Source organism: Coleofasciculus sp. G1-WW12-02, assembly GCF_040219735.1.
GTDB lineage: Bacteria > Cyanobacteriota > Cyanobacteriia > Cyanobacteriales > Coleofasciculaceae > Coleofasciculus.
Window position 1 is genome coordinate 110,842 of the sequence record NZ_JAVJRX010000184.1, and the last position, 16,775, is coordinate 127,616.

12 protein-coding genes and 1 pseudogene are annotated in these 16,775 nt (G+C 45.4%); 12 read left to right on the top strand and 1 reads right to left on the bottom strand.

What is annotated here, in order from left to right; genetic code table 11:
* Positions 1-655: 655 nt before the first annotated feature.
* The 7 genes from gap to RID09_RS29065 all read left to right on the top strand — a co-directional run bounded on the left by gap (position 656) and on the right by RID09_RS29065 (position 10,960).
* Complete coding sequence (gap, locus tag RID09_RS29035) at positions 656-1,678, top strand: type I glyceraldehyde-3-phosphate dehydrogenase (protein ID WP_446339387.1); 1,023 nt, start codon at positions 656-658, stop codon at positions 1,676-1,678.
* A gap of 405 nt (positions 1,679-2,083) precedes the next feature.
* A complete protein-coding gene (locus tag RID09_RS29040) occupies positions 2,084-5,506 on the top strand; it encodes a PAS domain S-box protein (RefSeq protein ID WP_446339388.1) in 3,423 nt (1,140 codons plus the stop codon).
* A gap of 31 nt (positions 5,507-5,537) precedes the next feature.
* Positions 5,538-5,966: a response regulator gene (locus RID09_RS29045; protein ID WP_446339389.1), complete on the top strand. Its 429-nt coding sequence runs from the start codon at positions 5,538-5,540 to the stop codon at positions 5,964-5,966.
* A gap of 100 nt (positions 5,967-6,066) precedes the next feature.
* Entirely contained in the window at positions 6,067-6,354 is a 288-nt protein-coding gene (locus RID09_RS29050; RefSeq protein ID WP_446339390.1) for a hypothetical protein, read from the top strand.
* Positions 6,355-6,406: 52 nt separating this feature from the next.
* The gene (locus RID09_RS29055) at positions 6,407-6,682 is read left to right on the top strand and encodes a hypothetical protein (protein ID WP_446339391.1); all 276 of its coding nucleotides are present in this window, start codon (positions 6,407-6,409) and stop codon (positions 6,680-6,682) included.
* Between the two features lie 155 nt (positions 6,683-6,837).
* The gene (locus RID09_RS29060) at positions 6,838-7,410 is read left to right on the top strand and encodes a zinc ribbon domain-containing protein (RefSeq protein ID WP_446339392.1); all 573 of its coding nucleotides are present in this window, start codon (positions 6,838-6,840) and stop codon (positions 7,408-7,410) included.
* A gap of 364 nt (positions 7,411-7,774) precedes the next feature.
* On the top strand, positions 7,775-10,960 hold the full coding sequence (locus RID09_RS29065) for a transglutaminase family protein (protein ID WP_446339393.1): 3,186 nt from the start codon (positions 7,775-7,777) through the stop codon (positions 10,958-10,960).
* 513 nt (positions 10,961-11,473) lie between these two features.
* Here RID09_RS29065 and RID09_RS29070 read toward each other — a convergent pair.
* Positions 11,474-11,659 (bottom strand): hypothetical protein, encoded by a 186-nt coding sequence (locus RID09_RS29070; protein WP_446339394.1) that lies wholly within the window; start codon positions 11,657-11,659, stop codon positions 11,474-11,476.
* Positions 11,660-12,009: 350 nt separating this feature from the next.
* Here RID09_RS29070 and RID09_RS29075 point away from each other — a divergent pair, with 350 nt between their 5' ends.
* The 5 genes and pseudogenes from RID09_RS29075 to RID09_RS29095 form a co-directional block, all read left to right on the top strand.
* Positions 12,010-12,597 carry a DUF3727 domain-containing protein gene (locus RID09_RS29075; RefSeq protein WP_446339395.1) on the top strand — a complete coding sequence of 196 codons (588 nt, stop codon included), beginning with the start codon at positions 12,010-12,012 and terminating at the stop codon, positions 12,595-12,597.
* 9 nt (positions 12,598-12,606) lie between these two features.
* Positions 12,607-13,695 carry an endolytic transglycosylase MltG gene (mltG, locus tag RID09_RS29080; RefSeq protein WP_446339396.1) on the top strand — a complete coding sequence of 363 codons (1,089 nt, stop codon included), beginning with the start codon at positions 12,607-12,609 and terminating at the stop codon, positions 13,693-13,695.
* 333 nt (positions 13,696-14,028) lie between these two features.
* Positions 14,029-14,592: a YqeG family HAD IIIA-type phosphatase gene (locus tag RID09_RS29085; RefSeq protein ID WP_446339400.1), complete on the top strand. Its 564-nt coding sequence runs from the start codon at positions 14,029-14,031 to the stop codon at positions 14,590-14,592.
* Positions 14,593-14,850: 258 nt separating this feature from the next.
* Positions 14,851-15,966 (top strand): glutamate 5-kinase, encoded by a 1,116-nt coding sequence (gene proB / locus RID09_RS29090; protein ID WP_446339401.1) that lies wholly within the window; start codon positions 14,851-14,853, stop codon positions 15,964-15,966.
* A gap of 213 nt (positions 15,967-16,179) precedes the next feature.
* Positions 16,180-16,647: pseudogene (locus RID09_RS29095) on the top strand (toll/interleukin-1 receptor domain-containing protein); the annotation flags it as partial.
* Positions 16,648-16,775: the final 128 nt, after the last annotated feature.

The following is a 16,775-nucleotide window of genomic DNA, read 5'->3' on the forward strand; positions in this document are numbered from 1 at the left end:
CAATTCAGAAGCTATTTTCCATATCTGTTCATTTTTCATTCATATTGATTTCATCTTTTAAAGTAAGGAGTCTGACAAAATTCCTTACTATACCGTAGGGTGGGCATTGCCCACCAGCCAAAATCTCTTAACTTTATCCATCAGGATTATTTGTTATAATATGGAGTTTTATCCATCATCCAGATTCCCGTTCCCCAGAGAGTAAGTCGGTAGATAACTCTCTTCCAGAAGGATAATGGAGCTACTCAACGGCTCAGGGCAAGCTCATCAATCAAGTTTTTCAATCGTAGAGATAGACACAGGCAACATCCGTCTATACCTGATCAGCTTGACTAAATTTTCAGTATCAGTTGTAGCAAATTTAGGTTCAAAGTCCTGGACAATGATTCTCCAAAAACCAATTGACGAATCTTGCCGAAACCTGCAAGCTTGAAAAGAACTGACAATCCGTCTATAAACAGTAAGGGATAGCTAACCGTTAATTAGGGAGCATTCTAAAGAAAACCTAAAGAAGACGCGGGTACAGCTAATGTCATGTCAGAGGAATGCTACTGAAAACGCTTACATTGGCTGATATTAGTATGCTCCCCTTTGAAGCTGTACCCCATGGCTTTCATCGGCATACTCAGTAAAAATTAACCAAAAGGAGAATTTCATGGCACCTATCAAAGTCGGCATTAATGGATTTGGTCGCATCGGACGCCTAGTTTTCCGGGCTGGACTAGCAAACCCCAATATCGAGTTTTGCTGCATTAACGACCTAGTTCCGCCAGAGAGTATCGCCTATTTGTTAAAGTACGACTCAACCCATGGTCGTTTCAACGGTAAGGTAGAAGCCAAACCCGACGCCATTGTCGTCAACGATAAGGTAATCCCCTGCGTCTCAATCAAGAATCCAGAAGAACTACCGTGGGGTAAATATGGCGCTGAGTATGTGGTTGAGTCCACGGGTCTATTTACCGATTATGCTGGTGCATCCAAGCACCTCACCGCAGGGGCGAAGCGAGTCGTCATCTCAGCTCCCACTAAAGAAAAAGACCCCGAAAAAGTCCCCACCCTCTTGATGGGTGTGAATCACAAAAGCTACGATCCCGACAAGCATACTGTCGTATCCAACGCCAGTTGCACCACAAACTGCCTCGCTCCCATTGCCAAAGTCATTCAAGACAACTTCGGTTTGGCAGAAGGTTTGATGACCACCGTTCACGCCATGACCGCAACCCAACCCACCGTAGACGGACCGAGTAAGAAAGACTTGCGGGGTGGACGCAGTGCGACTCAAAACATTATCCCCGCCTCTACAGGTGCAGCCAAAGCCGTCACTTTGGTTCTACCCGAACTCAAAGGCAAACTTACCGGCATGGCATTCCGTGTACCGACTCCCGATGTCTCGGTGGTTGACCTCACCTTCCGTACCGACAAAGCCACCAGCTATCAAGAAATCTGTGACGCGATGAAGAAAGCCTCGGAAGGGGAACTCAAAGGAATTCTGGGATATACGGACGACTCCGTTGTTTCTACAGACTTCACCACCGATCCCCGTTCTAGCATCTTTGATGCTGGGGCAGGTATGGAACTAAATTCCAACTTCTTCAAAGTCGTGGCTTGGTATGACAACGAGTGGGGCTATTCTAATCGCATGATTGACCTAATCCTGTCCATGGCAGCCCAAGGGTAAGTAGCGGTAGAACATCCTGGACAAAATCTATCTTGGGTAGGGGTACAGCAAAGACAAAAGCTTGCTTTAACTTGCGGTGGGGGATTGGGGGGCATGGGTCCTAGATAAGTGGCGCAGGGCAGCAATGTCTAACAGCGATGTTGGAAGCCCACACCAAATCAAAGATTATGGTGTGGGAGGATGTCACTCAAACCAAGTTGCTACCCCCAACAAGGGCGGGTGTGAGTAAAGTTATCGGACATCGACAAAACTTTGCTCTGTCAAACCCGCCCCTGTCCCCCTGTTGACAATTGTTTGACAATTCTGAAACTGATTCCGTAAAATCGTATTTTTTTATAGCCCTGTCGAAGACAACCAACCGGGTTGTCTTTACAATTTTTATAGCCAGATTAAGGATACAGTGGGATGACAGAACCTTTTGCGGATGTCTTTTGGTTGACCTCGGTGAATCGGCATCAGTTATTATATGTCAATGGGGCGGCTGAGCAGATATGGGGTCACACTCCTGAACAATTATTGACTCATCCGGGAGGGTATCTACAGTGTATCCTCAATGGGATTGAGCCCAGGGATCGAGAGCGAGTGGCGGCGGCTTGGACTCAACAACCCGCGAGTGAAGTGCCGCAAGAGTATCGAATTGTCAAATATGATGGCTCAATCCGATGGGTGCGATCGCGCTCTTTTATTATCCCTAATCCCTGGGGGGAAAGCCAAACAGGTGTTCCTCAAGTTCTCCTCGCCACGATTACCGAAGATATTACCGAAGACAAACAGATTGCAGACACGCTCAATCAACGGGAACAGGAATTTCGAGTCCTACTGGATCATTCTCCGGATATCGTCGCTCGCTTTGATCGCAATCTGCGTCATGTCTACGTCAATCCAGTCATTGAACAGGAAACAGGTATACCCTATCAGGACTTTCTGGGGAAAACCCACCGGGAATTAGGATTACCAGAATCTGTTATCCCAGTATGGGAGGAATCCTTACAAACTGTGTTCCAGAAGGGTGAGGAAAATGAGAGTGAATTCAGTTTCTTGACCCCCCATGGACAACGGTATTACCAATCGCGTCTGGTGCCCGAATTTGCCCCGGATGGTTCCGTCGAATTCGTCCTCAGCGTTTGCCGCGATATTACCGAAATTCAGCAGGCTCAACAAGCTGTGCGTGACAGTGAAGCGCGTTTCCGCACCGTATTTGAGTTAGCGCCGATTGGGATGGCGATCGCGAATGATCAAGGGCGGGTCATGCATACGAATTGGGCGCTGCAAGATCTACTCGGCTACAGCGCTGATCAATTATTAAATAAGTCATTCCATCTGTTTATCCATGCCGATGATCTGACAGAGTGCTATCAAAACTTACAGAAACTGATCACTGGGGAAATTACTCACCTGAACGCCGAAAAACGCTATATTCACAAGCAAGGTCATCTGGTTTGGGTGAATGTGTCGGTGTCAGCCGTTCGTGGCGCTAATGGCTTCTCGGAGTACACGATTGCTCTGATTCAAGATATTAGCGATCGCAAACAAGCTGAATTTCTCCTGCAACAGGCTCATCTCCAATTGGAACAACGAGTTAGCGAACGAACCGCCGAATTAGAACAAGCGAATATCCGCCTCCAGCAAGAAATTACTCACCGTCAGACGATAGAGATACAATTACAACAAGCCAAGGAGCAACTGCAAGCGGTTTTGGATGCGGTGCCAGGGTGCGTCTCCTGGATGAATCGCCAAGGACAATACCTGGGAGTTAATCAGTATTTGGCAGACATGTTCAACCTGTCGCCGGTAAATTTTGTCGGTCAATCCCTCGGCTTTCTCAACAATAATCCGACCTTTGTCAGCTATATCGAGCAGTTTATAGAGAGTTCGGCTCAAACTGACCAAAATATTCTTGAAATTAATATTAAGGGTTCCCGTAGATACCACCTGATTGCTGCTCAGAAATACCAGCAAGGAACAAATATTGTTTGTGTGGGAATTGATGTCACTCAAAGTCAAAAATCTCAACAAGAATTACAAAATCAAAAAGATTTTTTGCAAACAATTATTGACACAAATCCGAATTTAATTCATGTTAAAGACAAAATGGGAAATTATATCTTAGCAAATCGCATGTTTGCCGAGCATTGGGGTATTCCGGTAGAGGAATTGCTGGGAAAAACAACAGCAAAACTCCATAATAATGCGGCAGATGTAGAACGCTTCCTCGCTGAAGACCAAGAGATATTGACGACCTTACAGCCGAAGTTAATTCCCGAAGAATTTTCCTGGAATCACAGGGGTGAAATGCGGTGGTATCAAACCATTAAAACTCCCTTAGTTTCTCCAGATGGACAGGTAAATCAAGTTCTCGGTGTGAGTACAGATATCACCGCCCGTAAACTAGCAGAGGAACTCTTACAGCAAAGTGAAGCCCGCTTACGTCTTGCCCTAGATGCTGCACAGATGGCAAAGTGGGATTGGAATTTGCAAACCGGAACCATTACTTGGTCTCATCGCCTCGAACAACTCTATGGATTGGCATTTGATAGTCCAGAAATTCCCTACGAAAATTTTTTGGAAAAGGTTCACCCAGAAGATAAAGAACTGGTTAAAAAAAATATGCAAAATGCAATTAAAACGGGGGAGGATTATGATATTGAATACCGGATTATTTGGCCCGATCAGATTGTGCGTTGGATTCAAAGCAAAGGTCAGATTATTTATGACAAAACAGGTCAGCCTATCTGGACAATTGGACTAAATCTGGATGTGACAGAACGTAAGCTCGCCGAAGAACAGCTACGCCAACGTGAAGAGCAATTACGTTTAGCCCTAGATGCGGCTCGTATGGGATTCTGGGATAGAAATCTGGAGACGGAACAAATTACCTGTTCCTATCATCTGCAACACCTGTATGGGTTAGACGCCAAAACTACGCAGATTAGCTACGAAACGTTCCTGGAAATGGTTCATCCCGAAGATCGCGATCGCGTCAACCAGGCGGATCGACGAGCGATTGATCAGCAGGAAGATTGCTATGATATTGAATTTCGCATTCTCAGAAACGAGGATAACCTGCGTTGGGTGGAAAGCAAATCTCAGGTATTTTACGATGAAGCGGGTCAGCCTGTACGGGTGATGGGAATTAATCTGGATATCACGGAGCGCAAGCAAGCTGAAATCCAAATTCAAGCCTCTCTGCGAGAAAAAGAAGTCTTGCTTCAGGAAATTCACCATCGAGTTAAAAATAATTTGCAGGTGATTTCGAGTCTGTTGGATTTACAATCTCAGTACATTACCGATCCAACGACAGTGGAGTTATTCCAGGAAAGTCAGAATCGGGTTAAGTCAATGGCGCTGGTTCATGAAAAATTATATCAATCTCAAGATTTTGCCCGGATTAACTTTGCCGAGTACATAGAGAATCTGACCAGTTATTTGTTTCAAATTTATATTGTCGAATCCAAACAAGTGAATTTAGAATTTTATATCCATGAGGTTAACTTAACCATTGATACAGCCATTCCCTGTGGTTTGATTATTAGTGAATTAATCTCCAACGCTCTCAAATATGCGTTTCCGGATGACAGAGAAGGGACGATTGAGGTATTTCTTACCGCAGAATCTGGTGATCGATGTCACCTAACGGTCAAAGATAATGGCGTGGGATTTCCACCAAACCTTGAATTTGCTAAACCTAAATCATTAGGATTACAACTCATTAATGTTCTGACTGAACAATTGGAGGGTGATCTAAGCTTTAACCTGGAAAAGGGAACAGAAGTTAATATTACTTTTCCCATTGGAAGTTGTAATTATAGCAATCGCCATAGCGGTTAGGACGCATCATTTTGTATTTTCAACTAAACAAATGATCAAAGCCAAAATTTTAGTCGTTGAAGATGAGAGGGTTGTCGCTCTCAGTATTCAAAATCGACTAGAAGCCCTCGGATATATCATAACCGCCAATGTGATATCCGCCGAAGTTGCGCTTACTAGAATCCGGCAAAACCCTCCAGACTTAGTGCTGATGGATATCCAGCTCAAAGGCGAGATGGATGGAATTGAAGCGGCTGCTCAAATGCGCCAACAGTTCCAACTACCAATAGTATATTTGAGTGCCTATAATGATGAGGAGACTCTGGAGCGAGCTAAATTCACAGAACCTTATGGTTACTTGCTCAAGCCCTTTGAATCCAAAGATTTAGCGACCACGATTGAAGTAGCGCTCTACAAGCATAAAATGGAGCAACAGCTTCTGGAGCGAGAGCAAAGTATAAACTCAAGCCCCAAAATTTAAACCAGTAGATTTAGGTGATTCCGTTTCATTGTACTTTAGCGTAAAATCGAAACATAAGTACACACTTAGAACCAACATGCAACAGGGGCATCTGTCAACGATGGAAAGTAGAAGCACTCAAAGTCAGCCAGATATGAAAAAACCCGAAATGCAAATGAGACGGATTACCAGTTATCAGGCACTGTGGAGACCCCTAGACAATAAAGGTCACTTTTGGTTTACCTATTTTGATGGCGATAGAGAACGCACGGAAGATTTAGATGCAGACAATTTCCGAATCATGCTCGATATTTTAGATACAGATAAGCCGATTTTCGGCGATCACTCCACATCGGCTGTTGCCGTACATTGGCCCGATAACGATATCCAGACTGGAGCCTGGGCGTAATTGGAACAGATATAGGCAAGATGGGGGAGGTGGGGAAGATGGGGAAGGTGGGATGAAACGAATTACCAGCTATCAGGCATTGTGGAAATCTCTGGAAAACAAAGGTCACTTTTGGTTTACCTATGCAGATGGTGAGCAAGAACGCACCGTTGATTTAGATGCCAAAAACTTCCAGATGATTCTGGAAATGCTGGGGACCCAGAAGCCAATTTTCGCCGATCGCACCACCTCAACTGTGGCATTACACGGGGCAGTTCCCCAGAAACGCCTAGAGGTTCCGCTTAACGATGTTACGTTGTGTAAACCTCCCTCAAACCCTTCCCCATGACAAAGGACATAGAGCCAATGACGATCCTCACCGTTGACGTTAACCCATGCTGACCTACTGATTGGACTTGATCTAACACAATTGTTAAGAAGTTTCATCAATGTTGCCTTTCCCCTCAATAATGATATAAGGAGAATTTTTTGGGAGAGGTTATTATGGCTTACGTATGCGAGATAGGCACGGGCCAAAGAGTTTACCTCGATAATCAAGGAACACAGACAATTGTCACCACTTTCAGTGGTAGTCCCGGACAGCAGCAACAAGCCAGTAACGGGTTTCAAACGGGAAACTGGACATCACCGCCGGAGATATTCCGCACGCCTAACGGTGTGGTGTTAAAGATTTCGACAGCGCAAGGTGACCATTTTATCCAAGTGCAAGGAAGCAGCATGGGCGTAATCAGTGGAACTCCGTCTGTTAGTAGTTCCCAACAAATGCAAGTGCAGCAAGTCGATAGCACACCCGCTTCATCCATACCTTCGATGCAGCCGATGCAGCCGATGGAACCGATGAAGCCGATGGAACCGATGAAGCCGATGAATATGGGAGACATGCAAATGAACATGAACCCCATGGAAATGCGGATGGGCAATATGGAGATGCGGATGGGATCACCGAAGTCCTCTTCGTCTCCGGCTCAAAGCAGCAAAAGCTTTTGCCCTCAATGCGGCTCATCCCTGACTCCTAGCGCTCGCTTTTGTTCAAGTTGCGGACATCAGCTCAATTAAATCTGATAGTGGACACTCTACTACCATTTTTCCGTAATCATGCAACGAATACACCCTCCGGGCTATCGCCAGGGGGGTCGGATATGGCGCAACATCATGGAAAATTGGTATAACGTGTCACACCACTGATTTTAAAGGGAACAGGGGAAGCCGCTCACATTTGTAGGTTGGATTGAACCCAGTGACACTCAACAGATTCTTGTCGGGAGTCGTACCTCGCTCGACCCAACCTACCCCCTTAATTTATCAATCTGCTTTCACTAACATCCTCCCAGATCAGAAATTGCATTAAATCATAAATTATCAATTATTAATTATCAATTATCAATTTCCTATTTCCAGACCAATGACAAAAGGATGACCAATGTCCATCAAAGTTAACCTAAATCATCAGCTTGCCTATCACTTCGAGCGCCCCGTTATTCTTGGTCCCCACACCCTAGGATTGCGTCCATCACCTCACTGTCGCACACCTATTCAAAGTTATTCTCTAACCATCCAGCCTCAAGAGCATAGCTTGACCTGGCAAAATGATCCCTACGGGAACAGCCTAGCCCGGTTGAATTTTCCTAAGCCTACCGATACTCTCGCTATTGAAGTCGATATTATTGCCCAACTGCAACCCATTAACCCCTTCAATTTCTTGGTGGAACAGTATGCTGAACGCTATCCCTTTAACTATGATCCCCAGCTACAAAAAGAACTGAGTCCTTTTCGAGAAATCAGCGAATCGGAAAAACTCTTATCAGCTTGGGTAGAAACGAATCGAAAAACTGATATCTATATTACGGAATTTTTAGGAACACTTAATCAACAGCTTGCCCAGGATATTTCTCATACCATTCGCTTAGAAGCCGGGATTCAATCCTGTGAAGAAACCCTGACAAAAAAAGTCGGTTCCTGTCGCGATACCGCCTGGTTACTGGTGCAAATCTTGCGGCATTATGGTTTAGCGGCGCGATTTGTTTCCGGTTATCTGATTCAACTCAAAGAAGACAACCCCCCTATAGATGGACCTCAAGGTATCGAAGCCGATTGTGCCGATTTTCACGCTTGGGCACAAGTGTATCTTCCTGGTGCCGGTTGGATTGGTTTAGATCCCACATCAGGTTACTTGGCGGCGGAAGGACATATTCCTCTTGTCTGTACTCCCAACCCAGAAGCGGCGTCTCCAGTGAGGGGAACCAGTGAATCTTGCCAGTCTCGATTGGAGTTTGCTGTAACGGTGTCGCGCCATGAGAACATCGCCAGCCCCAGTCAACCCTATACGGAAACCCAATGGCAAGAGATTGATACCTTAGGGAAAGCTGTAGAGGAAACCCTACAAGGTGCAGGTGTGGGCTTAACCATGGGAGGTGAACCCACTTTTGTTTCCATTGACGATTTTGAATCTCCCCAATGGCAAATTGCTGCCCTCGGTGATGAGAAACGGAAAATTGCCGGACAGTTACTCAAACGCTTAGAAGCCCGCTTTTCTAAGGGAGGTGGATTATTACATTATGGTTTAGGGAAATGGTATCCCGGCGAGATTTTACCCCGTTGGGCATTGGGATGCTATTGGCGCAGTGATGGTATTCCTATTTGGCGGAATCCAGAGTGGTATGCAGAGGAAGGGAAGAATTACAGTCATACACAAAAGCACGGAGAGTCTTTTATTCAGGCGTTAGCGAAGCATCTGGGTGTTAATCCAACCTGTATTATTCCAGCTTATGAAAATGAAGGGGACATCGGTGGGTATGTTTTACCGATATTACCAGTATTAAAAGATGAGCAATTGTATTGGACTACCTGTCATTGGCGATTCCCGGATGAGACGTTGAATCTTCTGGTTGGCGACTCCCCCGCCGGGTTCCGTTTACCCCTGAACTCCATAGATTGGTCTGAGGAATTGGTACAGGAAGGAATTGTACCCTTGGACGCTAACCCAGCCATACCAAGTCCTGAATTTATTGATTCGCCCGATAATGCGATTCGTATTGCTTTAAGTGTAGAAGCTCGCCAAGGAATTCTGCATATCTTTCTACCGCCTCTGACTTCAGCGCGAAGTTTCTTAGATTTAATCACCGCGATTGAACAGACAGCCGAAAAGGTCAAAACCCCGGTGTTAATTGAAGGCTATACGCCTCCCGGTAATGCGGGAATTGAAGGGTTTCAAATTACGCCTGATCCGGGTGTGATTGAGGTGAATATTCATCCAGCAGGAAATTGGCAGGAATTGGTTGATATTACCACAACGCTGTATGAAGAGGCGCGGCTTTGTCGTTTGGGGACAGAAAAATATACGTTAGATGGACGGCGAGTGAGTACGGGGGGCGGTGCTCATATTACGATTGGCGGCAAAACTCCATTAGAGAGTCCTTTATTAGGGCGTCCCGATTTATTAAGAAGTTTGATTAGTTATTGGCAAAATCACCCCAGCTTGTCCTATTTGTTTGCTGGGTTATTTGTTGGACCAACCAGTCAGTCGCCCCGTGTTGATGAGGCGCGACATGAGAGTTTGTATGAGTTAGAGATTGTCTTTCAAACGTTAAAACCGGGTGAGGAGGTATCGCCGGAATTAGTAGACCGATTGTTACGCAATCTATTGGTTGATGTGACAGGGAATACCCACCGCACAGCCTTCTGTATTGATAAGCTTTATCCGGTAGAAAATTACCGGAATCAGTTGGGCTTACTTGAGTTTCGGGCGTTTGCGATGCCTCCCCATCTGAGAATGAGTTTACTGCAAATGCTGCTGATTCGGGCGCTGGTGGCGTGGTTCTGGGATCATCCCTATACCCAGAACTTAATTCGCTGGGGGACGATGTTGCACGATCGCTTTCTGTTACCGTACTACATTGGTCAAGATTTGCGCCAGGTAGTCAGCGAGTTACAGGAGGCTGGGTATCCGTTTAAATGGGAGTGGTTTGAGCCGTTTTTTGAGTTCCGTTTCCCGCGCTATGGGGAGATTAACCGAGAGGGAATTGAGTTAGAATTACGACACGCGATCGAACCGTGGCATGTTTTAGGGGAAGAAACGGGTAATGGCGGAACGGCTCGTTATGTGGATTCTTCTATGGAACGGATTCAGGTAAGGCTGCGGGGAGCGATGGGACATTCCCCCAATCGAGATAATTTTTCATCCCGTTATCAGGTTACTTGTAATGGGTATCCGATACCGTTAAAGTCTACAGGAATACCGGGAGACTATGTGGGTGGGGTACGCTTCCGCGCCAGGGAATGTGCGGCGTTATTGCATCCTTCAATTAATTCTCATTCACCATTAGTATTTGACATTGTAGATACCTGGACTCAACGGTCAATTGGCGGCTGTCGCTATCATGTTAATCATCCCAATGGCATCGTTTATGATAAATTTCCCGTTAACCACCGGGAAGCGGAGTCACGTATGTTGGAACGGTTTATTCCTCAGGATCATACACCGGGAATAATTTCGATTCCACCATTATCATTGAGTCTGGAATATCCGTTGACATTAGATTTGCGACGGGTGAATTCGTTTAAGGAAGAAACATACAGCGCTGCGCGCTGTAATATTTACAGATACTGAAAGGCGGCATCAGCAGCTTGATGAACATTAAAATCATGTTGGGGCAACTCTTTTCCTATAGCCGTTTTCACTTTGTGCCACCAATGTTTAAATTGAAGTTTTTCTCAGACGTTCGATAGCTTAACCTATCTAACCTTAGTGGAAATCAAAACTGCCTCACCGTGCGGCTTTCCACCGTTTTTTAGCCGCCCTACTTATGTACAATCGATGAAACCTTGATGTAGCGGTGGTTTCAGCCGATCTCTTGTCTATTGCAAAAATACCGCGATCGCGGTATTTTTGCAAGTCCTACATGGATACGATTTTTGATGGGTTGAGCGCTCAAACCACGACTGGATAAGGCTTGACGCTTGGTGTAGTACATCCGAACGGGGGGAACTTCAGTGATAAGGGAGGAGTTGCTGGAGCTCTTGGCTGGGAATTTCTGCCAACTCTGTGGTGGTTTTGAGAAAGAGTAGGCGTTGTCGTTGGGTAATGATTGAGACGAGGTGGTTTTGTAGATTAGGAAGCCGCTCAAACCATTGATTGAGTTGGGTTTTGGGCATCCGTGCCACTAGACCGGAACTGACTGAACTCAGATGCTAAACTTGAATCAGCTCCCCATTGGTTCAGCAACGAGTGGATAACGGCAACGTTCTGATTATCGGTCGGTGATGCTTGATGTAGCAATTGCCCCCGATTTTTGAGTTTCTGATTCATGGGTAACTCCTCAGCTTGGGCATATTCAAAAGCATCAGCAGCTATCTTATCAAGTTATGCAATACTTTTCGAGTACCTGTAGGTTGTTCATGAACCCCACGCTACAGTCGTGGTGGGGAGAACCGCGAACACGTTGACAAAAAAAAACCTGGTTATCTTTTACACCAGTCCCCCAAGGGCGGGAAAGATGGGGAAGGCGGGAAAGGTGGGGAAGATAAGATGGGGATGGCGAGCGAGTTAGGTTAAATTCCTGATTTTGAGTTCATCAGCCGTGATATTCTAAGACTTTGCCACTTGATCCCCAGGATCGGGCAAGTTTTTTCTCCTCCATGATCCTTGACAAAAACAGCATGTTCTCATCTAACTTTCCCCAAGACAATGGACAATCTGGTCACAGTAGTAGTAATGTGACGCTCACCGATGAAGCGGGGCGATCGCTCAGTTGTTCTATCGAGCATTCTTTGAATGTCGAAGGTACCGACTATTTACTCCTCCTCCCCGTGGATTCACCCGTAGAACTTGTCGCCTGGGATGAGGATGATCAAGCCGATGATTTAGCCGACGCTACCCTTGTAGAAGACGAGACAGAAATCGATGAAATCTTCTCAGATGCCCAAGCGGTTCTAGCTGAACAAAATCTCATCCTGAAACGCACAGCGTTTACCCTAACCGTCGCGGGTGAAATTCCGCCAGTGGATGAGGACGAGATTCTCACCATTGAACTCGCCGAAGAAGATGTGGAACTCGAACCCGAACAATTGCAATTGTTAGCGAACTTTTACCATGAAGAACAAGAGTATGGAATTTACACTCCCCTCGATCCCCTGCTCTTTTTCGCCAAGCGCAACCCTACAGGTCAATTAGAACTATTATCTCCCGAAGAATTTCAAAAAGTCCAACCGCTTCTGGAAGAGTTATTATTTGAAGATTTAGATTAAAAATGACAAATGACAAATAGAACAATTCAACAATTCTCTAAGTGGACTTACTATCTTGCCTTACTCCCGGTAGCCATGGGAATCGGTTTATGGCAGGGGTGGGCATGGTGGAGTTGGGTACAGTCCCCTCCCCTCCTCGATCAATCATTAGACGCATCAACTAATACCCTACAAATTCAAATTCCCTCAGGAACCGCCGCCCAGCAAATCGGTTTTGATTTAGAAGCGGCGGGTTTAATTCGTTCGGCAAATGCTTGGAGACTCTGGAGTTATTGGTTAAAACTGCAAGAACCAGAGGGTGGATTTAAAGCCGGCACCTATAAACTCTCCCCCAGTCAACCCTTACCCGAAGTTGCCCAAAAAATTTGGACGGGTGAAGTGATGCAACTCTCCTTCACGATTCCCGAAGGGTGGTCTCTCCAGCAGATGGCAACCTATTTTGAATCCCTAGGATATTTTCAAGCACAAGACTTTCTCTCGGCGGCGAGTCAGATTCCAGAGGATCAGTTTCCGTGGTTACCCAGTAACTTACCGCACCTAGAAGGCTACTTATATCCTGACACCTATCAATTACCGAGCGATCGCGTCACGCCCCAACAAATTATTAACCAAATGCTCAAACAATTTGAGCAGGTGGCTTTACCCGTGTATCAACAGGGACAACAGCAAACTCAGCTAAGTTTGCATGAGTGGGTCACTTTAGCCAGTATCGTAGAAAAAGAGGCAGTCGTTGCTGATGAACGTCCCCTCATTGCTGGGGTATTTACCGCCCGTCTACGCCGAGGGATGAAACTAGAATCTGATCCTACTGTTGAATATGGATTAGGTTTTCGCCAAACGGCAGATCAGCCCTTGACTTACGCCCAAGTGAGAACACCATCTCCTTACAATACCTATCTCAATACCGGATTACCGCCTACCCCTATTGGCAGTCCACGATTAGACAGTTTAGCAGCCACACTCAATCCCCAAAATACCGACTATCTCTTTTTTGTTGCCCGCTATGATGGCACTCACTTATTTAGTAAAACTCTAGAAGCCCATGAAGCGGCAAGAGACGCCATTCGTCAACAACGGCAAGCCCAGCAAAATGAATAATATCATGTTTGACTAACGTTTTTCATTATAACTGAATCAAAAAGGGGGGTGTTTTAGGGAGAAATGATGGAAGACCCCTTTTTTTAATATCAAAAAAATATATTTATGGTATGTAAAGCCAGCTAGAGCCGATGTAGCAGACAGCGTCGGAACAGAGGATTTTGATGAGTGAGACTAAACTGATCGGCTATAGCCAAACTCAGTTTCACCACGGCGATCACGAAGACTGCTACGCTATATGAAGGAGAAAAGCTGCTACAACCATTAGGTTGGATGAAATTATTGGTTGATGACAAATCACTGCTTATGTCTTGGGTATCAAACTTAGAAAAGATGGCTTGGGTATCAAACTTAGAACCTGACTTAGTTTTGGGAGGTCCGATCTTGAGTTTGACTCGAGAGATCCTGCAACACCATACGCTTAAGGGGTTAGTGCTGGATGTGGATGAAACCTTGGTTCCCCTGAAAGCCTCCCAAGCCTCAGAAGAACTAAGGGTGTGGGTTGAAGAAATTAGACCCGTAGCCTCCCTGTGGCTGGTGAGTAATAATCTGAGTGAGACGCGGATTGGTGGGATTGCTAATTCCCTAAATCTGCCTTACATCCATGGTGCAGGTAAGCCATCCCGACGCAAATTAAAGAAAGCCGCCGCCGCGATGAATTTGCCTGTAGAACAAGTGGCGATGGTAGGCGATCGCTTGTTTACAGATGTCTTAGCCGGTAATAGACTAGGTATGTTTACCATCCTCGTCGAACCGATGATAGACCCCACTCAAAGCGCCTATTCTTCTCCCATTCGCGACTTTGAAGTCTGGATCTCTCAAATTCTTGGGGTATCACTGCCCAGTAAGCAACATAAGTTTACAAAAAATGATAAATCAAGACAAACTGAAATATAAAGAAAAGATTATAAAAAAGCAGACAGCCAAAAAATCATGAGATTCTAATAATAGTTCAAATGGGGTCAGCCATTATAAAGACCCTAACCATAAAAAAACAACTGTTATAATTCCATTGCGAGCGTCAAATCCCTTGAATTAAGGTGATTTGGCGCTCTGTTGTACATGAGTGAAAGAGATGGGGGAGAAGAGGGACTCTAGGTGCAGGGGAAGATGGGGAAGGCTAAACGAATGACGAATGACAAATGACAAATGACAATGACTGAAAAAATTGTTGTCAAAGTTGGTACATCGAGTTTGACCCATCCACAAACCGGTCAGCTTGCGCTTTCAACGATTGCGAGACTAGTGGAAACACTGACAAGGTTGCGTTCCTCTGGCTATGGTGTGGTCTTAGTTACCTCTGGCGCCGTGGGAGTTGGTTGTGGACGATTGGGATTAAAGACTCGTCCTCAAACCCTCGCCCTCAAGCAAGCTGTCGCGGCTGTGGGTCAAGGACGGTTAATGCGAGTCTATGATGATTTATTTTCCAGTCTCGATCAAGCGATCGCGCAAATTCTCTTAAGCCGCCAAGACTTGGTACAGCGCAGTTGTTACGTTAATGCTTACGCGACATTTCGAGAACTATTGCAGCTTGGCGTCATTCCCGTGGTTAATGAAAATGATACCGTCGCTGTAGAGGAACTCAAGTTTGGCGATAACGATACCCTCTCGGCTATGGTGGCGAGTTTAATTGAAGCCAATTGGTTATTCTTATTAACCGATGTTGATCGACTCTATTCGGCTGATCCGCGTCAAGTCCCCGATGCTGAACCCATTACCCTGGTGAGGCGGATGGAAGAGTTAGCCGAACTTCAGATACAAACCGGGAACGCGGGTTCCCAGTGGGGAACGGGGGGAATGGTGACCAAAATTACCGCCGCCAGAATCGCCACGAGTGCAGGAGTGAGAACCGTTATTACTCAAGGACGACATCCAGAAACCATCGAAAAAATTTTACAGGGAGAACCATTAGGGACGCAATTTGTCCCCCAACCGCGAACCGAAAACGCCCGCAAGCGTTGGATTGCTAACAGTTTAGTTCCGGCGGGTAAGCTGTATTTAGATCAGGGTGCGGTGAGGGCAATTTGTCAAGGGGGTAAGTCTCTATTAGCTGCCGGAATTACCGCGATTGAGGGTAATTTTAACGCCTCAGATGCGGTACAGCTTTGTGATAGTAATGGGGTAGAAATGGCTAGAGGATTAGTAAACTACAGCAGTCTGGAATTACAGAAAATTCGGGGACATAAATCAGCAGACATTCCCGAAATTTTGGGCTACGGTGGTGCAGAAACAGTCGTGCATCGAGATAACTTGGTTTTGAGTAATGTCTGAACAATGACTCATGACTCATAAAAAATAGTGCTGTTACTTGTTATTTTTGGCATTTTTCATCCTGAGCATCAAGGAATCCTATAGATAGTAGTTCTAAATGAAACGGGAAAACTTTACCCCTGCCAAACTCTCCCCTTAGCAAGGGCAGGATAGGGGTGGGGTTAAACAGTCAAATGAAAACGCTATATTTACTTCAATGCTAATCCAAAAATTATGAATAACTTCTATGATGCTTTTATCTCCTACGGACGTGCCGATAGTAAAGCATTTGCAACTCAGCTACACCAACGACTCTTGGCGGAAGGTCTCAAAGTCTGGTTTGATCAAAATGATATTCCTCTAGGGGTTGATTTTCAGAACCAAATTGATGACGGTATCGAAAAATCCGATAACTTTCTATTCATCATTGCGCCTCATTCCGTTAATTCGCCCTATTGTTGGAAAGAAATTGAGCAAGCGGTTCAGCGGAACAAACGAATTATCCCTATACTGCATGTCGAGCAAATCAGTCAAGAAACCTGGCAACAGCGCAATCCTCATGGCACAGATACGGAGTGGCATGACTACAAAACCAAAGGGTTGCATTCGAGTTTCCCTAATATGCATCCAGCAATTAATAAGATTAACTGGGTCTATTTTCGTGAAGGACTTGATAATTTTGAGATTTCCTTAGTGGGACTTGAACGAAAAAAAGAACTAAAACAGGTTATAATGTATTTGTAGCAAGTCTTTCACGTTTTCTGGACTTGACATGAAAGAGACTCATCCAGCAGCGATGCCTAATTGCTTTGATAAATGGTGTCAAAGAT